Annotated in this window: 18 protein-coding genes; 7 read left to right on the top strand and 11 right to left on the bottom strand. The window is 47.8% G+C overall.

The features are described 5' to 3' along the window. Positions 1-3: 3 nt before the first annotated feature. From BQ2657_RS08000 to BQ2657_RS07990, 3 genes are all read left to right on the top strand, one after another. Positions 4-1,956, top strand: a complete 1,953-nt coding sequence (locus BQ2657_RS08000; RefSeq protein ID WP_075580149.1) for a TRAP transporter permease — start codon at positions 4-6, stop codon at positions 1,954-1,956. A gap of 258 nt (positions 1,957-2,214) precedes the next feature. After that, positions 2,215-3,384: an IS110 family RNA-guided transposase gene (locus tag BQ2657_RS07995; RefSeq protein WP_075580148.1), complete on the top strand. Its 1,170-nt coding sequence runs from the start codon at positions 2,215-2,217 to the stop codon at positions 3,382-3,384. Between the two features lie 105 nt (positions 3,385-3,489). Continuing rightward, positions 3,490-3,639 carry a hypothetical protein gene (locus tag BQ2657_RS07990; RefSeq protein ID WP_198524582.1) on the top strand — a complete coding sequence of 50 codons (150 nt, stop codon included), beginning with the start codon at positions 3,490-3,492 and terminating at the stop codon, positions 3,637-3,639. 181 nt (positions 3,640-3,820) lie between these two features. Here the strand turns inward: BQ2657_RS07990 and BQ2657_RS07985 are convergent, their stop codons facing one another. From BQ2657_RS07985 to BQ2657_RS07955, 7 genes are all read right to left on the bottom strand, one after another. Then, the gene (locus BQ2657_RS07985) at positions 3,821-5,008 is read right to left on the bottom strand and encodes a M20 family metallopeptidase (RefSeq protein ID WP_232709040.1); all 1,188 of its coding nucleotides are present in this window, start codon (positions 5,006-5,008) and stop codon (positions 3,821-3,823) included. A gap of 111 nt (positions 5,009-5,119) precedes the next feature. After that, a complete protein-coding gene (locus tag BQ2657_RS07980; RefSeq protein ID WP_075580147.1) occupies positions 5,120-6,871 on the bottom strand; it encodes a M28 family metallopeptidase in 1,752 nt (583 codons plus the stop codon). A gap of 50 nt (positions 6,872-6,921) precedes the next feature. Further along, positions 6,922-8,328 (bottom strand): YfcC family protein, encoded by a 1,407-nt coding sequence (locus BQ2657_RS07975; RefSeq protein ID WP_075580146.1) that lies wholly within the window; start codon positions 8,326-8,328, stop codon positions 6,922-6,924. A 268-nt stretch (positions 8,329-8,596) separates the two neighbouring features. Beyond that, positions 8,597-9,283, bottom strand: a complete 687-nt coding sequence (locus BQ2657_RS07970) for a Crp/Fnr family transcriptional regulator (RefSeq protein WP_075580145.1) — start codon at positions 9,281-9,283, stop codon at positions 8,597-8,599. A gap of 230 nt (positions 9,284-9,513) precedes the next feature. Beyond that, the gene (locus BQ2657_RS07965) at positions 9,514-10,965 is read right to left on the bottom strand and encodes a serine hydrolase domain-containing protein (RefSeq protein WP_075580144.1); all 1,452 of its coding nucleotides are present in this window, start codon (positions 10,963-10,965) and stop codon (positions 9,514-9,516) included. A gap of 328 nt (positions 10,966-11,293) precedes the next feature. Continuing rightward, a complete protein-coding gene (yaaA, locus tag BQ2657_RS07960; RefSeq protein ID WP_075580143.1) occupies positions 11,294-12,049 on the bottom strand; it encodes a peroxide stress protein YaaA in 756 nt (251 codons plus the stop codon). After that, positions 12,046-12,501: a peroxiredoxin gene (locus BQ2657_RS07955; RefSeq protein ID WP_075580142.1), complete on the bottom strand. Its 456-nt coding sequence runs from the start codon at positions 12,499-12,501 to the stop codon at positions 12,046-12,048. Before BQ2657_RS07955 ends, yaaA begins: the two co-directional genes overlap by 4 nt. A gap of 315 nt (positions 12,502-12,816) precedes the next feature. Here BQ2657_RS07955 and BQ2657_RS07950 point away from each other — a divergent pair, with 315 nt between their 5' ends. The 3 genes from BQ2657_RS07950 to BQ2657_RS07945 all read left to right on the top strand — a co-directional run bounded on the left by BQ2657_RS07950 (position 12,817) and on the right by BQ2657_RS07945 (position 17,181). Continuing rightward, a complete protein-coding gene (locus tag BQ2657_RS07950) occupies positions 12,817-15,495 on the top strand; it encodes a DEAD/DEAH box helicase (RefSeq protein WP_232709039.1) in 2,679 nt (892 codons plus the stop codon). Then, entirely contained in the window at positions 15,404-16,003 is a 600-nt protein-coding gene (locus tag BQ2657_RS13280) for a DUF3427 domain-containing protein (RefSeq protein WP_315968741.1), read from the top strand. Before BQ2657_RS07950 ends, BQ2657_RS13280 begins: the two co-directional genes overlap by 92 nt. A gap of 305 nt (positions 16,004-16,308) precedes the next feature. Next, entirely contained in the window at positions 16,309-17,181 is an 873-nt protein-coding gene (locus BQ2657_RS07945) for an amino acid ABC transporter substrate-binding protein (protein WP_143224857.1), read from the top strand. 210 nt (positions 17,182-17,391) lie between these two features. Here BQ2657_RS07945 and BQ2657_RS07940 read toward each other — a convergent pair whose 3' ends face one another. Both BQ2657_RS07940 and BQ2657_RS07935 read right to left on the bottom strand, forming a co-directional pair. Continuing rightward, the gene (locus BQ2657_RS07940; protein WP_075580140.1) at positions 17,392-18,777 is read right to left on the bottom strand and encodes a C69 family dipeptidase; all 1,386 of its coding nucleotides are present in this window, start codon (positions 18,775-18,777) and stop codon (positions 17,392-17,394) included. A gap of 18 nt (positions 18,778-18,795) precedes the next feature. Beyond that, positions 18,796-20,187 (bottom strand): YfcC family protein, encoded by a 1,392-nt coding sequence (locus tag BQ2657_RS07935; protein ID WP_075580139.1) that lies wholly within the window; start codon positions 20,185-20,187, stop codon positions 18,796-18,798. Between the two features lie 160 nt (positions 20,188-20,347). Between BQ2657_RS07935 and BQ2657_RS07930 the strand changes: the two genes are divergently transcribed. After that, positions 20,348-20,545 (top strand): hypothetical protein, encoded by a 198-nt coding sequence (locus tag BQ2657_RS07930; RefSeq protein WP_075580138.1) that lies wholly within the window; start codon positions 20,348-20,350, stop codon positions 20,543-20,545. A 159-nt stretch (positions 20,546-20,704) separates the two neighbouring features. Here the strand turns inward: BQ2657_RS07930 and BQ2657_RS07925 are convergent, their stop codons facing one another. Both BQ2657_RS07925 and BQ2657_RS07920 read right to left on the bottom strand, forming a co-directional pair. After that, positions 20,705-22,171: a M28 family metallopeptidase gene (locus tag BQ2657_RS07925; protein WP_143224856.1), complete on the bottom strand. Its 1,467-nt coding sequence runs from the start codon at positions 22,169-22,171 to the stop codon at positions 20,705-20,707. A 253-nt stretch (positions 22,172-22,424) separates the two neighbouring features. Continuing rightward, the gene (locus BQ2657_RS07920) at positions 22,425-24,113 is read right to left on the bottom strand and encodes a M28 family peptidase (protein WP_075580136.1); all 1,689 of its coding nucleotides are present in this window, start codon (positions 24,111-24,113) and stop codon (positions 22,425-22,427) included.

Raw genomic sequence — 24,113 nt, 5'->3', positions numbered from 1 at the left:
TGTATGACTGAAGAAAAGAAAAAAGCCCCGGATGCCGGCATGTCTGCGGAAGAAGTCATGCAGAAATTCGACAAAGAATCGGACAAACGGGATCCTGTGGGAATCTGGCATTACATCATCTGCACCGTCTGTATCCTTTTTTCCGGCTTCCAGCTGTACACCGCCATCTTCGGCGTATTGGACGCCCATCTCCAGCGGACCATCCACCTGTGCTTCGGCCTGGTGCTGATTTTCCTGCTCTATCCGGCTCGGAAATCCTGGTCCCGGGAAAAGATGAATCCCCTGGATGCAATCCTGGCCGTCCTTTCCGTCGTAGCCACCATGTATCTGGTGGTCAACTACAAAGAACTGGTCACCCGGGCCGGGATGAACACCCCTACGGATATCGCCATCGGCGTCATCGGGGTCCTTTTGGTCTTTGAAGCCACCCGGCGCACCGTGGGCTGGCCCATGCTCACCGTGGCCCTGGTCTTCCTGGCCTATGCCTTCCTAGGTCCCTATATGCCTGGGATCCTGGCCCACAGAGGGGTCTCCTTTGACGAACTGGTGAGCCATCTGTATTTCACCACCGAAGGGATCTTCGGGGTCCCCATGGGGGTCTCCTCCACCTTCATCTTCCTGTTCATCCTGTTCGGAGCTTATCTGGATGCCACCGGCCTGGGCAAGTTCTTCATCGACTTTGCCAACGCATTGGCCGGTTGGGCCGTGGGCGGTCCCGCCAAAGTGGCCGTGCTCTCCTCCGGCCTCATGGGCACCGTATCCGGCTCCTCTGTGGCCAACGTGGCCGGCACCGGTTCCTTCACCATCCCCATGATGAAGAAACTGGGCTACCGTCCTTCCTTTGCCGGTGCCGTAGAAGCCGCCGCCTCCACGGGAGGCCAGCTGATGCCGCCGGTCATGGGCGCCGCCGCCTTCCTGATGGCGGAATTCGTAGGCGTCCCCTACATCGAAGTGGTCAAGGCTGCGGTGATCCCGGCCCTGCTGTACTATACCGGCATCTGGCTCAGCGTCCATTATGAAGCCAAGAAATACGGTCTAAAAGGGACTCCCCGGGAAGAACTGCCCAAGTTCGGCCCTCTGCTGAGAGAAAAAGGGCACCTGGCCCTTCCCCTGATCGTCATCGTCTATCTGCTGGTCACCGGGTACACCCCCATGCGGGCCGCCCTGTACGCCATCGGCCTGACCATCGTTTGCGCCTGCCTGCGGAAGAACACCCGCATTACCTTCAAACAGTTTGTAGAAGGCCTGATCGTGGGTGCCCAGTCCGTCCTAGGCGTATTGATTGCCTGCGCCTCTGCCGGCATCATCATCGGTGTGGTGACCAAGACCGGCGTGGGCCTGAAACTGGCCACCGCCCTGCTGGATCTGGCAGGCGGGAAGATGCTCCCGGCCATGTTCTTCACCATGATCACCTCCCTGATCCTGGGCATGGGCGTACCCACCACCGCCAACTATGTCATCACTTCCACCATTGCCGCTCCGGCCCTGGTCCAGATGCATGTACCCGTGCTGGCCGCCCATATGTTTGCCTTCTACTTCGGGATCGTGGCTGACGTGACGCCTCCTGTGGCCCTGGCAGCCTACGCAGGGGCCGGGATTGCCGGCGCCAACCCCATGAAGACCGGGGTCACCGCAGCAAAATTGGCCATTGCCGCCTTCGTGGTGCCCTATATCTTCGTATTGGCACCCCAGCTGCTGATGATCAACGCCACCGCCCCCACCATCCTGATGGCCATGGTGACCGCCATCATCGGCATGTGGGGCCTGTCCCTGGCCATGATCGGCTTCTGCCAGCATCCCCTGAACGTCCTCCAGCGGATAGCCTTCTTCATCGGCGGGCTCTGCCTGATCATCCCCGGCAGCATGACCGACCTGATCGGCATCGTCATCCTGTTCCTGGGCTACCAGTGGCAGAGACGGAACAGCGGCGGACCGCTGCCCAATGTGGGAGAATGAGGCTGACCTCCTCGTATAATAGAGTTGTACCAGATATTCTCTTTTATAGTGAATTACGGTACGATTAGAATGGAGCTGTGGATCGGTTGCGAACCCCTACCGCTTGACGGTTTTCGTAGAGTCCGACCACAGACTTCATTCAATTTGTTAATGAGTTGGATACCGCTCGACGGTTCATATCTAGCGAGGATACATTATGATGAAGTCTCTGTGGCTTTGATGCACAGCTGCCAATTCAAAAAAAGGAGGTTGATTTTTATGCTTTGTATCGGAATTGACGTTGCAAAGCGGAAACATGACTGCTGTATCATTGACTCGGATGCATTGAAAACAGTTGAATCTTTTACATTTCCCAATTCACGGGAAGGCTTTGACATGCTCCTTTCCAAGATTTCTGAACTGGGCATTCCAAAAGATAAAATAAGAGTAGGATTGGAAGCAACCGGTCACTATTCCTCGAATCTCGCCCATTTCATCTCAGAACATGACCTTCCACTGCTCACTTTCAATCCGCTTCTCACGAATAGATACAAGCAAGGATTCAGCCTGCGTAAAACCAAGACTGATAAAGTCGATGCCTGCGCTATTGCACAGATGATTGTGTCAGGGAAAGGATCCCAAACCTACTCTTCTTCATTGTACCATAACGAGGAAATGAAATCACTCTCTCGTTACAGATCTCAAACCATGCAGAAGTGTTCCAAGCTAAAGATATCAGTTTCCCGTCTGGTTACGATTTTATTCCCAGAGCTGGAAGGGCTGACATCTTCCATCCATCTTGCTTCAATCTATGCGCTTCTAAAAGCCTATCCTGGCCATGAACAGATTGCTCATTGCAGCATGAAGCGGCTGACGCACCTGTTAAGTGATGCCTCCCAGGGGAGATTTGACAAAAGCAAGGCTTTGGAAATCCACCAGGCAGCATGCCGTTCTATCGGTAAAGTCTCACTTTCGGCTTCTATGGAACTCGTCCATACCATTACGGATATTGAAGTGTTGAAGCAGCATATCGCTGAAATCGATGAGAAGCTTAAGGAAATGGTGGACCAGGAAGAATCTTCGATTATTGACATACCAGGGATCGGTTATACCCTTTGTGCCAGCATTCTGGGCGAAGTTGGTGATTTCAAGCGTTTTCCGGATGTCGACAAGCTCCTGGCTTACGCAGGGATGTCACCTTCCAAACATGACTCTGGAAACTACCATTCGAAGCATAACAAGATGGAAAAAAGAGGATCCCCCTATCTGCGAAAGACACTGTACCTTGCCGCCCGCCTGGTTGCACAGAACGTACCGAAATTCAAAGAATACCTTGAAAAGAAACTGTCAGAACACAAACCTTACAAAGTCGCTTTGTCCCATGTAGCCAAGAAACTGATCCGATTGATTTACCGGCTTGGTATTAGTGGCTGCCCTTATTTAGCTTGATTTTTTAAGCCCACAAGAGGGGGCTTGGGTAGGTGCGCCCTTTTGCCAAGATCCATAGCAACTGAAATTTATTTTAAAATTGGCTTGACTTTATATAGTTGGTCTATGAAAAGGTTTTCCATCCTATTCCTGACCCTGCTTTTCACTCTGCTGCTGGCTCTGCCGGTCTTTGCCTATCTGGGCAATCCCCGCACCATGAAATTCCACCAGGATGACTGCCAGACCATCAAGCATCGGCAATTTCGTAGAGATTGACTCCCAAGAAGAAGCGGTCAATGAGGGGTATGTCCCCTGCAAAGTATGTAATCCGTGAAAAAAGAAGCGCTGCCCCGTAAAAAATTACTGGCAGCGCTTCTTTTTTATTTCCATCTCATTGGGATTCCTCTGAGCCCATCTACTTCGGAAGGAGCGATTTCGGTTGTGCTAAATATCTTTATCATCCCTTCTCAGGAATCCCCGATCCCAACTCCATGAACATTCTGCTCAACAAATACATGCGGGGAACGACACTGCTCAGAGAAACACATTCTTGGGGGGTATGGTTTTTTCCGCCTTTGACTGCACCAAATCCATCTATAGCAATCAGCCCTGAAAAAGCTGCCCAATTTGCATCTGAAGCTCCCCCAGCACGGACTACTTTTAATTTTTTTCCCAATTCAGCATAAATATTTTGGGCAAGGAAGACCAATCTATCCGTTCCCTCATTGAGGAAAAATGGCGGAGTGCCGTCCAGCAGCTTTGCTTTTACCGCCGTACCTGGAGTTTGGGGCTGTGCAGAGATTTTTTCCAATCCATTTCTAATCCGGTTAACTTCTTCAAGACGGGCAATACGTACATCGGCTACAGCACAAACATAATCAGGAATAATATTATCAGCTGTACCACCATTGATCAGTGTGAAATTAATCGTAGTCCCGATTTCCGGTCTTTCCAATTCTTTGATCCGAGGAATCTGGCAAAGGATTTCCATCAGGGCACTGTGCCCCTTATCAGGTGCACTGCCAGCGTGAGAAGCCATCCCATGTACTTCCAGTTTTAAACGATTGGAACCTTTCCTTGCCTGGACGATTCCATCCCCCTCCTGTCCGGATTCACAGCATAAAAAGCAGTCATATCCGGGCGCCAGCTTTTGCAAGATTTTACGACTGTCATAAGAACCGATTTCTTCGTCCCCGTTAAATAAGAAGGTAATGGTATCAAAATCAGTGAAATTTATTTTCCGCAGCTGTTTCATGGCGAACAGCAGCATGGTCACACCGCTTTTGCAATCGGCACAGCCAGGCCCTTTCACCCAATCTCCCTCAATCCGAAATGGCCGTTGAGCGGCAGTCCCTTTGGGAAAAACTGTATCTAAATGTGCACCTGCCAAAATCCTGCCTTTGCCTTTCCCCTTGAAAGTGACCAATAGGTGAGACCCTTCAGCCGGATTTTCCATTGGTATGATCTGCATTTCCTGAGGATCCAGCTTTTGAAATTTTTCCGCCAACAAATATACCACTTGGTTGATCCCACTGCCATAACGGGACCCGCAGTCTATATTTACCATTTTCCCCCAGAAATCTATGAAATCCTGCAGGGACTTTTGGCAATTCTCATAAAGTCCTTCATACTTCACAATAACCATACACCCCTTCCCACAAATGTAAAATCTTCGTCCCTATAGCAATGTCTTTCATACGATGCAGCAGAACGGATTGCTTATGCCGTCAGCTGCACATTTTTCTTACTGATTACGCTATCCAGCCTGAGAAGGATTTTTTTCATTCCCTTTTTTCCATTCACACAGCTGCAGCTCAATCATTCGCTGGATTTGCTGCAGACCATAAACAATACGGTTGCACTGCCGTACAAAAGTAGTGCCGACAGCCAAGTAAAGTTCTGCACGGCAGTTCTCCCGTGTCAATCCTACAGCCTCGCGCAATCCGGGAAAAGGCTTTTCAGCCACAGCCGGATCCTGACTGAAACGGTCCACCCGAGTATAGGTTAATCGTACCAGTTCACCTGCAACCAGCTTGATGATTCCATCTGTTTCCGTACTTCTCCCTTGAAGCTCTTTTTCAAAAATAGCCAGCTGTCTCTTTGTGATTTCCAATTCGTCCATGACCTGGTCCAAATCAAATTCTTCCGAGATTTTCTCCTGAATTTCCATTAGGAACCTTTGCATTTCACTTACAAAAGGCAGCAATTTCACTGGATAAATGGCGCTGTTTGCCAATAAGACTGCTATGATTCCATTGAGTTTGGCATCCCGCATCATGATTTTCGGATCCAGTTTATCAATGGTATCCTGGTCTGTATGCCACCAAGGTCCTCCGCTGGGGCAATTCGATACCCGTTCATTGTCTTTGGGTTCATACTTCAGCATAATGGAAATCGGGACATCCACCCCTAAAAAACTCTGATCGGCACCCCGTACCATCGGGATATACTGCTCCGGCTGAACACCGGTAAACTCTTCGATCAGCGTCCCTGTAAATTCTTTTCCCTCCATACAGGTGGTACGAGCACGGATCTGCTTTGCCAGTTTGCATCCTGTCAAATCAAGATTCACATGACCCATACAGTTTTTCTGCAAATCAGCCCATTCTCTGTCGCAGAACCAGGCTGATCCGGCATACCGGCCATCAGAATGGCCGGACCACCAGCAGATACGGATAGTACGTTTCAGTTCATTTCTATGGCTATGCAGTACCCTGGCCAGTTCCAAAGCAATCGCATCACTGACCGCATTATCTGTGATTCCTTCATACCATGAATCATAATGGCAGGAAATCAAGATGTATTTCTCAGACTGGCCTCGTATCACAGCCATGGGCATGTGGCTTGTACGGATGGTATTATCTGTATGGATGCTTAATTGGACAATGACTGGTCCCTTTTGGACCATTTCAATCAGTTTTTCGCCATCTTCATAGCTGATCCCCGCAGCGAGTGCAAAGGTGTGCCGATTTAAATCCGCTGTCGACGGATTTCCCCAGACAGTGCCGATTCCCGAGTGATGGATATATCCACCTTTGGTCATACTGATATGCAGTATGGCCAGGGCTCCTGCCTGATAAGCCTTATTGATAAAATCCGCCTTATCTCTGGTCAGGACGATTTTACCCTTACAGGCTTTCAATCGCTCTTGCTGTTCCAAATCAGTGAGCTCTTTATATTCACAAAAATAATCGTAATACAACGGACCTTCCAAATGATTGCAGGATCCTGAAAACACATCCCCAATCGCCCTGATTTCCATAGGCTCTGGTGAAACGACGGCTACTTCTGTTTCAACAGGAATACCGAGGAATGCCTCATATTCATACATCTTATTTTCAATACCATATGCATCCAGCTTTTCTTTCAAATAAGCGGCGGCTTCTTCCCCTGCTGAAGAACCAGTATATCGATACAGCTGATTGAATTTTTCAATGGTTTCCAGCATATTCTTTTCTTTTAGTTCGCCAACAATTTTATCGGCTTCCATCCTTATCGCAGTTTTCATGCAATCGATCTCCTTCATCCCTTAAAAGAATGTATATTTAGAAAAAATCATTAAAACGGTCCATAATGAAAGACCTGTGCCAGAGAGCATGCAATACAGGCCAGAAGGAACCAAAGGCCAAACAATTTGCCAAAGAATTTCATCCATGTACTGTAGCTGATGCCGGCAACCATCAAATTGGCCATCAATGCAGAGGACTGGGGAAGGAAATAATTACCGAGACCATCTCCGCAATTAAAAGCCAACACACATGTCTGACGAGTCATCCCGATAATATCTGCCACCGGAATAAATAAAGGCATGACGGTAGCTGCCTGCCCTGATCCTGACGGGATGAAAATATTGATCAGTACATTAGCAACAAACATGATGGGTCCTTGTAAAAAATTGGGTGCATAAGAAAGGACACTTGCAATGGAAAGGACAATAGTATCTATAATCTTCCCATCGGCAAGGATTTTGGCAATAGAAGTAGCAATCCCGATCATCAGGCCTGCAACCATCATTTTTTCAGCACCTTTACTGAAAGATCTGGCAATCTGACTGGGTGATAAATGACCGACAAGACCGCAAATGACAGCCATCAGGATGAATTGGGCAGACGTTTCCACATTTTTCCATTGCCAGAATATCCCGCCATAAACCTGCAATGCCGTTAATGAAATGAATGCGACGACAACCATTTTTTGGTAACCCGTCATCCGAGGCACTTCGGCGATATCAGCTTCTTCCTTATGATTTTTCTTCCAGTCATCCTCCATATCCCGTACTAAGCTCAATTCCGGATGGGCCTGTACTTTTTTCGCATATCGAACGATATAGACACCGGTAACGAACAAAAAAGCCGCACAAACAAGAAGACGGTATCCAATGCCGGAAAAGATGGGCAGTTCTGCAATACTTTGGGCTACCATCGTGGTCGCGGGAGCCACTGGTCCAATGCTTTGACAACAGCCAGCCGCCGCCACAATGATGGACACTGCAACCATGGCATCAAAACCGCACAATCGGCAGAAAAGAATCAAGATGGGTACAAACCCGACCATCCCTACCGGATTTTGCCGCATGCCATAAATACCAAACAGAATAATGGTCCCAATCAGCAGCAGCATCTGTTGATTTTTAAATTTGTTGATCATGATCTTGATGCCTACGTCGAAGGCCCCTGTTGCCAAAGCAACTTCAGCAGCTCCAGTACCCGTTACTAGCATCCAAATAATCGTTGAACTGGAAACCAATGATTTGGCAATGTACATGGGAATTTCCAAGAAACTGATAGGATGCTGTGCTACATAAGCAAAGCTCTTGGGATCTACCATAGTATTGCCGGCTGCATTTTTAAGCCGAACAAAGGTCCCCGCTGGAACAAAATAAGTCATAGCCGTTGCAATCAAAATCATGCTAAACAAAATCACAAATACATGTGGAATCTGAAAGCCCTTCTTTTTCCCAATCATTTAGACTCCCTCCCATGAAATCACATCTTCCCAAATTACAGCCGAATGATTTTTTCAAAAAAACATGAACCTCCAACATTTTCCTTGATTCGTACGATTCTGAAATGTTAGTTTTATTCTAGTCTTTTCATTTTTGGACAACAACATCATTTGTTGGTTTGTAGCTTTTGCTACAAGTCAGCTATATATCCATATTGAAAAGGAAGGGGATGCTGCATCTGCAGCGGCCCCTCCCTTTTTGAATCGTTGCGTATTCTATTGTCTTGATTTATTCCTCATCTGCTTCAAAACGGCTTCGATTCACTTCTATTCTATGATTTATCACGCGGATAAAACCCCCATGACAAAGATTATTGATAATCCTTGCTATGCTGACCCGATGTACCCCAATGATTGCTGCCATTTCCTGCTGGGTGTAACTCATCTTTAACGGGATCCATTCCGTCTTTGTATCAAAGCAGTGATGATCCATACTGGCCGTAAACAGTTTGAATAACCGCTGCTGCGCTGAATTGAAAGCAAAACTGTCCACTTCTTCCCGCAGAATCCTATATTTTTGATTCAGGCTCTGCATAAGAACAGTTTCAAATTCTGGGAATCCACGCAGTTTTTCAAAACACAGCTTATCGATGATACAAATCTCACAAGGTACTTTAGCCATGACAAAACGTTTGGGAAGCAAATGTCCATTATGGACCAAAAACAGCAGTTCATTCGTAAAGCTGCCGGGCTGGTTGATGTATCCAACTTTTTCTGTTCCCTGGTCATTGACAGCAAAATGGACCAATAAACCCGAAATCAAGTAGTAAATAACAGTTACTTCCTGCCCCGCCTGGATCAAAAACTCTCCAGCCTTGACTTTTTTCTTCTGCCCATAGGTAAGGATCAGCTTTTCAGCCTCCTGATTATATGGTACATTAATATAATATGTATTTTTATTATATGGAGGCTTCATCCCATCACTCCTCAAAGTCAAAAGATAAGCCGTAATTTAAATGCAATCATACAGCAATTGCTTGGATGGATTGACCAAAAAAGCAAAAGGAAATCGATTGGCCTTCTTGAAAAACATGATCAGTCACAAGCACCTTTTACTATACTCTATTATATCAAAAAGAATACTCAATAAAATACCCATCATGGACAAAATCCCTTTTCTGGCACAGATTCCTGAAATCCAGAGTTTTACCGCCACTTCTTCAACACCAACGTAGGCCGGCAGGTATCCTGGGAGTTCATATTCACCCAGCGGTCGATGAGCACTTGTCTTTCTTGGAAGGAGATCTTCACTTGGTCGAAGAAGGGCATCCCCGGATACCGCCATTTCAGCAGCAGGGTCCTGGCATCTTGCCAATGGGCCTCTGCCCAGACCTGGAGGTCCTTTTTTTCATATTGATGATGGAGATAGGCACCGGTCATGGACGTGGTCCCCTGGATCCAATGATCCATCCCATGGAGGATCTCATGGGTTCCCCGGCCGTCCTCCATGCCGAAACGGAAGGTCTTTTCCCCAAACTCCAGCCGGATGCGCCATATCCCGTCCGGGTTCTCTTCCGGCTCGAAGACCAAGGTATCCGGCAGTTCCACATGATCCCTCACTGAATGGTCCTGGTCCAGCAGGGAAAGCCGCAGTCCCTTTTCCCGCAGGATCGTTTCCATGGCCGTTTCTCCCTGGGAAACCGGTTCTTTCCGAGGGGATCCCATCCGGTCTAGGATTTCCCGCTGGAACAGTTCTTCCGCCTGGTAGGATTCATCGGCTGCCGTCATGGCAAAGACCATATCATACTTGGGGATGACACCGCAGATCTGGTCGAACATCCCTTTGGCCGCCCAGATATCCAGCCCATCCTTCCGTTCCCAATGGAAATTGTACTGTTTGCCCTCGAAAGAAGGCAGGGAATCCCGGAACCCGAAGGCATAGTCCACCCATTCAGCAGGCAGCAGCTGCTCTCCCCGCCAATTACCCTTGTGGAGGTACAGCAGCCCGATCCGCAGCATATCTTCCACTGTCAGTTCCGCTCCGTTCCCTCCGGAGCAGACTCCTTCCGGGCTCTTCATCCAGGGGAAGTCCCCGACGCCGATCTTCCTTCCTACCCGTTCCTGGAACAGTTCCTGGGCCGTCTTGCCCTCCACCTGCTGGACGATATAAGAAAGGATATAGGAATTCCCACTGGAATACATGAAGGTCTTCCCCGGCTCCTTGTCGAAAGGCACCTGGAAATATGCCTCTTTCCAGCTTGTCTTCAGGGGCCGCCATTCATTGCCCCCGATGGACCGTTCCTGGCCGTTCCGCATGGTCAGAAGGTCCCGGAGGGTGCATTTTTGAAGGTACCCGTTGGCACCTTGGGCCTGTTCCGGGAAGTATTTCAGCAGCGGATCATCCAGCTGCAGCAGCCCATCTGCAAAAGCCAGTCCTACCGCCGTATTGGTCAATGTCTTGGTAAAAGAATGCATGATGTGGGGCGTTTGGCCATTGTACGGTGCACTGTACGCTTCAAAGATCACCCGGTCATGGACGGCAATCATGATGCCATGGATCTCCAATCCCGTTTTTTCACAGGCATTCAAAAAGTCGATGATATGCTCCGGATCCACCTTCTCCTGCCAGGGCCGGACCCGTTCCAAAAGTTCTTTCATGGAAACACCTCATTTCAAGACTGGGTTTATCTAATTCCTCTAAAAAGAATATACCTTTAAAGAAAAATCGAACAAGACCAATCTCCAATCCTTTCAATTCATAACATTCTTTTTCATATCATGACAGTCTTTTTCAAATTAAGAAAATGCCTCACGATATAAGACGTCAGACCGGCCCTTAATAAGAAGAAGTCAGACCGGCCCTTCCGGGCCTTTCAGAAGTCAGACATAAGCTTGTTGGCGATAAGCAGAACGGACCTGCATCTAAGCCGAACAAAAGCTGACGTCTGACGTCTCAAGGCCCATCAGGGCCGGGTCTGACTTCTTTTCAATTCTCTTCTTGCTGCCGGATAAAGACATACCGGTCTTCCCGGGAAAATTCCGGGCTCCAGGCATAGCCACTCCAGCAGAACCCTTTCATGTCCTCCGGTTTTGTGGCTCCTTTGCCAGCCAGATACCGGACCATTTCTCCCCGGGCCATTTTCACATAGACCCCTTTCTGGACCACCCGGTCTCCGGCCCGTTCTCCAAAAACCACCTGGATCATCCGTTCCCCCAGCTGCAGATAAGGTTCTACCGCCCGGCTGTATTCTTTGGACGCCAGATCGATGATCACCCCGTCCTCATCCCGGCAGGCCCGGTACAGCCGAGTCCCCCAGAATCCATAAAGGTCCCGGAACCCTTCCGGGGCTCCCTTGGCCTGCATTTCCAACCGGTAGGGCACCACGCCATCAAAAGGCCGCAGGACTCCATAAAATCCCGAAAGGATCCGGACCCGTTCTCCCACCCAGTCCATCTGTCCATCTTCGAACACGGCAGGAGCCATGTACTGGTACTGGATCCCCTCATAGGCCAGCAAAGCCGGCGTAACACCCTGGTCCAGATCCATCTGCTGAAGCCGTGCATAATTTTCCTCTGCCAGAGCCGGACTGCAGGCCCACAATGCCTGGAGCTGCTCAAAGGAAAGCCCCCTGAGCCAGGTCAGCAGTTTCCGTGTTTCCGGAAGGAAAGAAGGCGGGGTGCAGCTGCACCCCGATTCCAGATCCACCTGCATTTTCTTGGCTGGGGAAATGATCACCCTCATCCCAGCGCCTCCAGCATCTGGGCAGGATTCTCTGCTGGTTTCACTTTCCCCATGGCCTTGACGATGATTCCCTGTTCATCGATCAGATACGTGCTGCGCACCACACCCATGGATACCTTGCCGTACAGTTTCTTTTCTTTCCACACATCATAGGCCTGGAGCACGGTTTTTTCCGTATCAGAAAGCAAGGTAAAAGGCAGGCCGTATTTTTCTTCGAACTTTTTATGAGAAGCCACAGAATCCTTGCTGACTCCCAGCACTACAGCCCCTTTCTCCTGGAACTGGGGATACAGCTCCCCAAAGGCACAGGCCTGTTTGGTGCAGCCGGCCGTATTGTCCCGGGGATAAAAATACAGGACTACTTTCTGACCCCGATAGTCGGCCAAAGAATGCATGACCCCATTTTGATCCGGAAGCGTAAAATCCGGCGCAGCCGTTCCAATTTCCAGCATGGCAAATCCTCCTTACGAAATGATCAATTCTGTTTGGAAAATATTATAGCATAGATCGGGTTGGAAAGAGAGACGTCAGACCGGCCCTTCCGGGCCTTCCAGAAGTCAGATTTAAGAAGTCAGACCAGCCCCTTGTGGGCCTTTCAGAAGTCAGACATAAGCTTGTTGGCGATGAGCAGGACGGACCTGCATCTAAGCCGAACAGAGCTGACGTCTATAGGCCCTCTGGGCCGTGTCTGACTTCTTTTCAAAGCCCCTCCCCCGCCTTTCTTCTATCCATGCTATAATATCCCTATCACCAAAGGAGGCTGGGCAATGGACGGATTCAAAGATGGACTTTATGAAAAAGTAATTTCCCAGAGACTGGGACAGCGGCTGCAGGAAGCTTTGGACCAGAAAAAGATTTGGGCTACGATTTCTGACAAAGTAGATCCCCAAGAGGCCGTGGGATATCTTTCAGATTACATCAGGAAGCTGGTCCATCTTTGCCTGAAAGACTTGGCGGATCAGAACGGGGAAAGTCTGCTCCAGCAGGAATTGGCTCTAACCAATGGGTTGATCCGCTGTCTATCAGAAAAATTGCCTGCTCTAGGAACGGACAATCAGGTGAATCGGGAAGATTTCCTGCTCTTGGAACTCCAACACCGGATCAACCAGATCCAGGAAGTCCACCGCCCTCGGCCAGCAACATCTCTTTCCCGCTCATTTCTCTTTACCAACAGTCAAAAGGATATTTCCATGGTATCGGAACTCCGCCGAGAAATTGCTTCCAGTGACCGAATCGATTTTTTGGTTTCTTTCATCAAATTTTCCGGTCTTACCCTGATTCTCCCTTACTTACGGACCTTTACAGCAGCAGGAGGCCATTTGCGGATCCTGACCACTACCTATATGGGAGCCACGGATCCAAAAGCCATTGAAATCCTCTCCCAGCTTCCCAATACAGAAGTCCGGATTTCCTACAACGTAAAGGAAACCCGGCTCCATGCCAAGGCCTATCTGTTCCAACGCAACAGCGGGTATTCCACAGCTTATGTCGGTTCTTCCAACCTATCCCATGCAGCCATTGCCGATGGACTGGAATGGAACATGAAGGTGACCCAGCAAGATATGCCGGAAATCATGGCCAAAATGGACGCCACCTTTGAAACCTACTGGCATTCAGCAGATTTCCAGCCCTATACAGCAAAGGACCAGCCTCAGCTGAAGCAGGCTATTGCACAGCAGCGATATCACGGCACCGATAAGATGGAGGAACTATCCTATTCTTTCACCATCCGTCCCTATCCCTACCAGCAGGTCATCCTGGATGCCTTGGAAGTGGAACGGAAGGAAAGGAACCGGTGGCACAATCTGATCGTTGCGGCCACGGGGACAGGAAAAACTGCCATTTCGGCCTTTGATTACCGCCGTTTCAAAGAAAGCCGTCCAGAAGGAGCCCGCCTTCTCTTTATCGCTCATCGGAAGGAAATCCTAGAGCAGAGCCGTTCTTGTTTCCGTCAGGTATTGAAAGACCCCAATTTTGGAGAACTGGCAGTATCTGGCAGCCATCCCGCCCAAATGGACCATGTATTCATGTCCATCCAAACCTGCAACAGTTTGGCCCTCTGGGATCATATGGAACCGAATTTCTACGACATGATCATCGTGGACGAATTCCACCATTCAGCAGCTCCCTCCTACCAAAAACTGCTGAACCATTTCCAACCCAAGATTCTTCTTGGTCTCACTGCCACTCCGGAACGAATGGATGGAAAAGATATCCTCCACTGGTTCGGTGACCATATTGCTGCGGAAATCCGTCTCCCAGCAGCCATTGAACGGCGGCTGCTGTGTCCTTTCCATTATTTTGGAGTGTCGGACACAGTGGACTTAAGCCACGTAAAATGGACCAATGGCCATTACGATGTGGAGGCCCTGACCAATCTCTACGTAATGGAAGCTCATACGGCCAACCAGCGGGCCCAGGCCATTTTAGATGCAGTGGAACGCTATACGGCGGACTGGCGTGAAATCCACGGGGTGGGCTTCTGTGTCTCTCAAGACCATGCCCATTTTATGGCAGATTATTTCAACCAGAAGGGCATTTGTTCTCTGGCACTGGATGCCCATTCTTCCGAAGAGGAACGGCGGAGTGCCAGCCAGAAATTGGCCAGTGGGGACTTGACTTTCATTTTCGTGGTGGACCTGTTCAATGAGGGGGTGGATATCCCCTGCATCAATACCATTCTGTTCCTGCGTCCCACCAATAGCATGACCGTATTTCTTCAACAGCTGGGCCGGGGGCTGCGCCTGGATGAAGGGAAGGACTGTCTGACAGTGCTGGACTTTGTAGCCCAGGCAAACCGAAAATATGATTTCGCCAGTCGCTTCCAAGCTCTGGTGGGACGGGATAATGTGTCCATCCACAGAGAAGTAAAAGAGGGATTCCCCCATGTGCCCAAAGGCTGTTCCATCCAATTGGAAGAAATCGCCCAAAAACGGGTGTTGGACAATATCCGTTCTAGGCTCCGGGGCGATGCCTTTTACCAGGAATGTATCCGTGACTTGTACGAAGCGGCCGGAAGGTCCGTTCCTACCCTGGCTCAATTCCTGAAAGCGGCCAATGTGAAGCCGGAAGTCTTTTACAATGGTAAGCGGACATATGCTCGGATGTGTACCCAGGCCCAGGTCATTCCCGATTTCCCTGAAACCGCGGAAGAAAAAATCCTGGAACGGGCCATGCCCCGTCTCCTAGGAATGGATTCTCCCCATTGGCTTACCTTCCTGCAGAGGGCCTTTCAAAATCCGGCGGAACCTTCTGACTTGCCCAGCCTCCAACAGCAGTACCTGCGGATGTGGCAGTTCACCCTTTGGGGGAAGGACTGGCAGGATGCCGGATTAAAAAGATCCCTGGGAGGCCATTCGCCTTTGGCAGCGAACTCCAGAACTCTGCCAGGAAATCCAATCTATCCTGACCCTCCAATTCGAACGGTTCAACGTCCTGCCTCATAAGGCCAGCCTCCCCTACCCCTGTGCCCTGGAAGTCTATTGCAACTATTCCCGGGATCAGATTTTTGCAGCCCTGGGACTGAACAAACCCAACAGCGTACGGGAAGGTGTGAAATACCTCCATCCTGGAAACAGCAGTTTGGTGAACCGAGACACAGATGTATTCCTGGTGACTTTGAACAAGTCGGAAAAGGAATTTTCCGAAACCACCCGGTATGAAGATTATTCTATCAATGACCGGCTGTTCCACTGGCAGAGCCAAAATGCCACCACTCCAGAATCCCCCACCGGACAGCGGTACATCAAGCAGCAAGAAAAGGGGAATATCGTCCTGCTCTTTGTCCGAGAACAGAAAAAAGATGCCCAAGGGAATTCCCAGAATTATACCTTTCTGGGCACCGCCCAACTCTCCAGCTGGAACGGCAGCCAGCCCATCACCATCATCTATCATCTGGATCATCCCATCCCGGCCAAATACATCACGACCACGGACAGCAGTGGGGTGCTGTAAGGAAAAGAAGTCAGACCCGGCCCTTTGGGCCTTTCAGATGTCAGACGTCAGATTGACCCGTCATAAGCAAATCGGACCTACTGCTAAGCCGAACAGAGCTGACGTCTGACGTCTCAAGGCCCGTCAGGGCCGTTTCTGACTTCTTTTTATGACCAAACCTGGGCTTGCCTCTTCCCAATTTCCAAGAAATAGGCGTATACGTGTAGGACGCGTTCCTTTCACAGTGTACGTTTTATTACAGTTTTACAGTTATGTAATTATTTATTAAAATTTTGTCCATACTTTATTGACATATCAGTGATTCCTTGTATAATAATCTTAAATTTAATTCATACTATTTTAGTATGTTTATAATCAAGGGGGAATCATCTATGAGTTTCAGGAAAACTGTTTTAACCGCTTTTTCTATCATTCTGACTGCCGGACTGCTCAGCGGATGTGGCAGCACAACAAAAAATGCTTCCAAACAGAGTGCCCTGGAACGCATCAAGGCCGCTGGGCAAATCAAGATTGCCACAGAAGGTACCTCCACTCCTTTTTCCTATCATGATAAAGACGGGAATCTGACTGGATTTGATATAGAGATTGGAAAAGCAGTTGCGAAAAAACTGGGCGTAAAACCTGTATTTATAGAAACCAAATGGGATTCCATCGTTGCAGGACTTGATGCCGGCCGGTTCGATACCGTTACAAACCAAATGGCCATCACAGAAGAACGAAAAAAGAAATTCGACTTCAGTAAACCATATATCTATATCCATGAAGTATTGGTAACCCGGAAAGACAATCATACCCTCACTTCCTTCAAAAACCTGAAAGGACAGAAAGTATCCCAGGTCTTGGGCAGCAATCTTGGCAGGACAGCAGAAAAGTACGGAGGTGTCCTCGTCGGCGTGGATGATTTCGTCCAGTCCATTGATCTGGTCCTGGCCGGCCGTACAGCAGGTACCGTTACGATGGATATTGTCCTGGCTGATTATCTGAAACAGAAGCCAGAGACACCCCTTAAAATTGTGGATACTGCAGAAAATACCATTACCTGCGGGATTCCTGTCAAAAAAGGAAATGAAGACCTGATGCAGGCCATTGATCAGGCTTTGGATGAACTGCGAAAAGATGGTACCCTGACAAAGATTTCCATGAAATACTATGGAAAAGACGTGACTGTTGAAAAATGACTGATTTGTCCATATAGCAGAAAATCAGGGCTGTGGGAACGGCCGATATCCCTTGTCGGCATTGTTCCACAGCCCTTTTCCTATTCCATATATTTTTTCAAATCTGCTTCGGCTAAATCCGGTTCTCCCCGGCCGAAGTCATTTCCCAGCATCAATGGATAGGTTAAGTCCAAGTTATGCAATATCTTTATAAGGGCACTGCTGCCCGCTTTACAGGATATCCATCTTTGTCACTTCTGCATACTTCTTCAGGAACTCAGCCCGTGGACCGCACAATTCTCTGACGCCGATGGCATACAGCTCTTCTTTGATCCGTCCATATTCCTCACAGGCAAAGCGTTCTGCTATTGCGGAGCTGTCTTCCATCACCTTGGATAGGATCTGCTTTTTCTCAGCGTTCTCTGCCTCAACCGCCTGTTTTTCAGCAGCAGAAGCCATCGCTTCGATTTCCGCTTCGATTTTCTTTGCCTTCTCCTGGACATCGGGCGCAAAACGGTCATAATCGATCCCGATAATTTTGGCCAGCCGGTCCATCTGCCACCACAGGGAATCTTCTGAAAAAGTCTCTTCCGCAAAAGACATCTTCGCCGGCATCGGAACCCCCGGATAAGCCGGGAGATAGAGGGAACAGCAGGGCTGGGAATAGGCTTCCCGCACCACAACGCCAAGACCTTCCTGGTACCAGGCAATCATGGAAGAAGCGGTCTGGCTCATATCCCATTGGAGTGCATGACGGCAGACGGTGGGCAGATAACCGATGGAGGCACCGTAACGGGGCTGCAGGACAGGATCATCCTCGTAATGGTCGCGGAAGATCCTTTTCAGGCTGTCCAGATCATGGATTTTTTTCTCCTGGGACAGTTGTCTGACCCGCCGCCATCGAGGGATTGCAAGAGTCTGTGCAGCAAAGTCTTTCATATAGGCTTTGGAGAAATTGAATTCTTCATCCGGAAGCAGCCACTCTTCTTCCCTTGCATGGGCTTCCAGATCAGGTGATGCCAACTCGATATCCTTTTCCAGAGTATAGCAATTCCCGATATTGCATACCCCAGATTTCACCCTGCTGGCAGCATAGCGTCTGCCAGCTGTTTCAAGGATCCAGATTTCCCTGGGATCCATGATGATAAAAGAATTTTCATAATGGGATTGATACAGCGCACTGGCATTTCTCAGCTGGCCGTATTCTTCCAGCAGGGCTACGATCACATCCAAGGCTTCCCGTGCCGTCGCCCCTCTCTCCAGTCCCAGCCGGAGCAGGTCCATCCCCAAGATTCCTTCCGTCTTTTCGCAGTCTTTATCCCGAGAATTTTCTGCTTCATTGCCAACCACCACGCCCTGATCATTGACGCCCATTTCGAATCCATACATCCAATACGGTTTGGATCCCAGGACCCCATAGGTGTGGCTCACTTGAGGAATCTCCATCCCTGTAATTTCCAGCTTTTCGCCTGCTTCATGATTAGAAGGAGGGAACCATTGCAGAGGCTGGGCCTCTCCTATGGGCCGGTCACTGTTCTTTGCCATCATATGGCTGTGGCAAGCACTCCTATCTGCAGCCACAGCCAAGGTATCACAAGAAAGCAATTCATGCATCATTTGATCCAGCCACCTTTCTTAAAACGGACCATAATTCATGGTAACTGCAATATAGAGGAAAACCAATTGCATCAGGAAAAACACAATTTGCAGAGGAATGATGAACTTATACCAGATTTTCAAAGGCACTTTGGCCAAACCGCAATAAATCAGAAGGGTACCGTTGGTAAACCAAAAAGTATTGGAAATCCCATCACCGAACTGGAACGCCAGCACGGCGGTCTGCCGGGTGATATGGAGCATATCGGCAAGAGGTATCATGATGGGCATGACAGCCATTGCCTGCCCGCTCCCAGAAGGGATCAGTGCATTGATGAACAGATTGACGATGAACATTCCTACCGCTGAACTGTAAGTGGAAGCGGTTCCCATCAAACTGGACAAACCATGGACAAGAGGATCCACCAGCCCCCCATCAGCCATGACCACCTGGATGGAACGGGCCAGCCCGATGATCAGTGCACCAGGGAAAGCATCCTGGGCCCCCTTGACCATGGCATTGGTCATATCCGTCGGGCTCATGCGGTTGATGATACCGACGGCAGTGGCACCGATCAGGAAGATTGCTCCCATTTCATTGAACGACCACTTGTAGGTCAAGAGGCCAAAAATCGTAAACGCAAAGCAGGCAGCCATAATCAATAAAGAGGCGGTTTTGATTCCATCCATATGGACATCTTCTGGAATGGAAATTTTCAATTCCGTTTGGTCAATGTCCTTCATCAGTGATTTTGACGGATCTTTCTTAATTTTGGCGGCATAGCGAAGGACCCAGAACATACTGAGACCCGTAACGATCACCAGGACTGCCAGCCGCAGTTCCCATCCAGAGAACATAGGAAGCTTGGCAATCACATCGGCCGTACCCACAGTATAGACATTAAAAGGTCCCACCGCAAAGGAAATCAAACAGGCAAAACCGGAAATAGCCATTCCCACTAGAGAATCATACCCCAATGCCAGCGCCAAAGAGATGATGATCGGCACAAAAGGTATGATCTGTTCCGACCATCCCAAAATACCGCCGATGACACAGAATACGCCCATGACCACAGCCAGGATCCATTGGCTGGAAATCTTACGGGACAGCTGCAGCAGCGATTTGATACCCGCCCCGATGGCTCCCGTACGGTTGTAAACCTCGACGACGCCCCCAATGATCATGACCACAAACATCATGGTGGCCGCACCTTCCAGTCCTTTGGGAATGGAACGATACATTTCCAGGAAGGAAACAGGTGTCCTCGGTACCGGATGATAGCTGTCTGCGATGACCACGTTCAGTCCATTGATTTTCTCACGTTCATAAGCTCCTGGCGCCACAAAATAAGAAACGATAGTACACAAAAGGACAATCACCAGTAAGACCAAGTAGGGATTGAAATTCACCCCATCTTTCTTTTTCCCCATAACAACAACCTCCCAGATAGAATAAGATATTTCTTATTATACCACTGTTATAATTTTTTCGATATAATTCATGATTTTTGCAGGATTTCAAAAAGACCATCGACCTCCGCAAGGAAATTTCGTAGAAAGTCAGGACTAAGAAGTCCATTTGGTCAAAAGCATGGATAAAGTGAGGCGAGAGTATATGATTTTAAGTGATGAAATCAGGAGACGCCAAAATGAAGCCAAAGAAGAAGGTATGGAAGAGCGCCAGCGCCAGCTGCTACTGAATTTTCTTTCCAGTGGTATGTCTGTAGAACAGGTGCTGCGGGAGCCAAAGTACCCGTGGAATATGTGCAGAAGCTGGCTGAAGAGATGAAAAAATAGCACAACATACGAACCAGGGCTGTAAAACGGCCGATATCCCTTGTCGGCTTTGTTCCACAGCCCTGGTTTTCTTGTATCTTGTCCTTTACAACAGCCAGCTGATCATAAAGCTCTGGATGATCGATTTAACACCCATTCATACAAATCCCATTTATAAATGAGAAATATAATCAATCACTTCACTAAAGCCATGAATCAACCGATTACGAGTCCTTAGAAAATCAGTCTTAGCGATTGTAAAGTAAGCCCTTGAACAATTTTTTTCTTCTAAGCCATTAAATTTGTCCAATGCTTTGAAGATGCCAAAGGAATCTCCATAATCATGAGTTGTCTCTGAATCGTGGCAATAGATTACATGCAGAAGTCGTCCAACAGTTTCTTTAATGTCTATATCCTGCAATTTCCCTGCAGATTGTTTTTCTGCCACGACATCCATTGCTTTTCTTAACTCATTCCAGCTTTCCTTGATTGGTTCTGCATTAAACGAAGAACCCAATTGACTAAGGATTTTTTGTAAGTGATTTGTATATTCTTCCATAAATTCAGGAATTTTTATAGGCAACGGATCTGCAGCTTCCAATTCCTCAATTACTTCTAAATTGATAGCAGCATCTCTCATCATTATTTTTTCGTCCAGTTTATCAATGCGGTCCTCAGGTGTATGCCACCACGGTCCACCACTTGGACAATCTGACAAACGATTTTCTGGCTTCGGTTCATATTTAAGCATAATCGTTATTGGAACATTGACCCCCCAAAAAGATTGATCAGCACCCCGTATCATCGGTATATACTCATGAGGTTCTGTTCCTGTATATTTTAAGATTTTTTTAGCAGTAAAGGCCATCCCTTCCGTGCAAGTCGTACGGCAGCGGATTTGATCAGAATTTTTGCATCCGGCCAAATCTAAATTCACATGGGCAACGCAGTGCTGTCTTAAGTCACTCCAATGGCTGTCGCAATAATAAGTGAACCCTGAAAAACGCGCATCAGAATGGCCAGACCACCAGGCAATCCGGATTCCTCTGGTTAATTGATCCTGCTTCTCTTGAAAAATCCTTGCATATTCCAGAGAAATAGCATCAGCTACTGCATTATCCGTAATTCCTTCATACCATGAATCATAGTGATTAGAAACCAATACATAATTGGGGGATTTTCCAGGGATGTTTGCCACGACCATGGAACTTTTTCGTATTTTTGTATCCATCCGGATGGTTAAATCACCAAGGACAGAATCATTATTCGAGATAATTTGAATTAACTCTTCCCCATCTTCTCTATATAGTCCGGCAGCCGGAAGGAATTGCATATAGGGGACTTCATCAAATCCGGGTGTCCCCCAGATGATCCCTATATTTGTGTGATGGCAATAATGACCCTTTGTCTTGCAGATATGAAGTACTGCAAGTGCTCCTGCCTCACGGGCCTGTCTGGCAAAAGTTGCCAGCGAACTGCGATTCCCCGCACCCCAAGTAAGTACGATTTTATCTTTAAAACGAGCCATCCTCTGTTCTTCTTCCAATTCTGTCAGCGGAGAAGAGGCTTCACTCCATTGATCATAAACCAGTTCCCCGGTTAAATGACAAGCTTCCTTACTGTACACATCACCGACCAATTCATAAAACCGGTTCTTGACTTTTAATTCTGCAAAAACAGGGATACTAAAGAATCCATCATAGGTAACCGTTTCATAATCTACACCATACTCTTGTAATTTAGATTCAATATATTTTTCAGCCTGTTCCCCTTCTTCTTTACCACTATAGCGATAAAGATGGTTGAATTCGTCGATTGTCTCCAGCAGATTTTTTTATTTATTCCTGCAAGAAGCTTTTCTTTCAAGTCATCCATACTCATTTTTTATCCTTTCAGTTTTCCCTGCCATCCAGGATTTCATTCAATACCTTGATAGCACAATGCAATCTGTGATCAATGAAGTTCACTGAACGAGTCAGTTCAACAAGAATAGCATTTTTGTCCATGTCCGATGTATCCGCTTTAACAAGATCATGGATTGGCGATAAGCAGGGCATTGGATCAATGGGCATAGCCGGTTCCGTTCCATAGATATTTCCCCTAGTAAAATCTAAGGGAATCAAAATGCGGCAGAGCTTGACAATCCCATCATTTTTAGTGTCCTTGGATAAAGGAGCTTGGGAAAAACGACTGCATAGATCCGTTACTTTTTCAGCCAGTCGGATCGATCCACTTAAATCAAATTTTCCCTTAGCTTCCTGATTCCATTGTTCCAAGATATTCATGATATCAGCTGCATCTTTTTCAACTTCCAACGGAATGATATCTTCCGTAAGGCAGGTCATGATATATTCCGCATACACTTTCCCATCCCGTAAATAATTCTCTTTATCTATCCATTTGGGAAGGTCGTCGGGTGTATGCCATCCTGGTCCTAATGCTGCATTCCCTCGAGCTAGTCCTATTGTACCATCTGGCTGAAGGGTCTTTTTCTGTCTGGAAAATGAAGCAAAAGCATTGGCCAACCCAACATTCCAAAAGCTTTGATCTCCCAGTCTTCCAGGTCTCATTCCTATAAAATCCTGACCTGTCAATTCCTTCACGATCTGGACTCCCAAGCTCTTAGCATCCGGCATAACAATGGAGTGGGCCATATCTTCAGCCCCTTTTGCTCCGGGACTGTCATTATTGATATTCAGCATGCAGTTCTCATACAAATCTTCCCAAAAATGATCAGCATACCACGCTGATCCTGCATATCTGCCATGGGAATGTCCCGAAAAAAAGACTATCCTGAAATTTCGTTTTAATTCATCCTGATGTTTTTTTGCCAGTCTTGCTATCTCGATTTGAAGTGCATTGGCTGTCCCATTATCAATTGCTCCATAATACCAGGAATCTTGATGCCCTGTAAATTGCACAAAATAGTGCGTATCGACTGGTGCTTTTAATTCTCCAATCAAAAGGGGTATCGTTCTCCATCCTGTATCCGTTTCCGTGCTCAATTCAGCTCCCAAAGATCCGCCTTGCTGCAAACGATCAACATATGGTTGGATATCTGTATCAATAACGGTCACGATAGGAATCCGTGGAAACAGATGATAGTCATTCCGGGTTGGACTTCCCCAGCAGTCAGAAGGAATACATTCACGGATAACAGCCTTTTGGATGAAAATCATTCCGGCAGCCCCATGATCCTGAGCAATCTGTACAACCGGGAACGTGGCCCACCCTGGTATCATAACGATTTTTCCCCTGTAATTTTTGCTTTTCAATTCATCCTGATTGCTACAATACACAATTTTACTGGCAACATGGCCGCTGGGAACCATGGAATGGGTTTGCGCATATATTTTTTCCCCTTGGATTTCCAATTGGCATTTTTGGGGAAGACTGATATACGCCTGGCAATCATAGATATGAGTGTCAAACCCATATTCGTCCAGCCTTTTTTTCAAATATTCAACTGCTTGCCTTTCATCCGATGAGCCAGACAATCTTTCGTACTTCACAATTTCTTTGTTCGTTTCCAACATATTTTCAACACTGACTTCATCAGCAATAGAACGATAAATATCCAT

The sequence above is a fragment of the Acidaminococcus massiliensis genome (assembly GCF_900095825.1).
In the GTDB taxonomy this organism is placed as follows: Bacteria; Bacillota; Negativicutes; order Acidaminococcales; family Acidaminococcaceae; genus Acidaminococcus; species Acidaminococcus massiliensis.
This window is presented reverse-complemented; position numbering and strand designations above follow the sequence as displayed.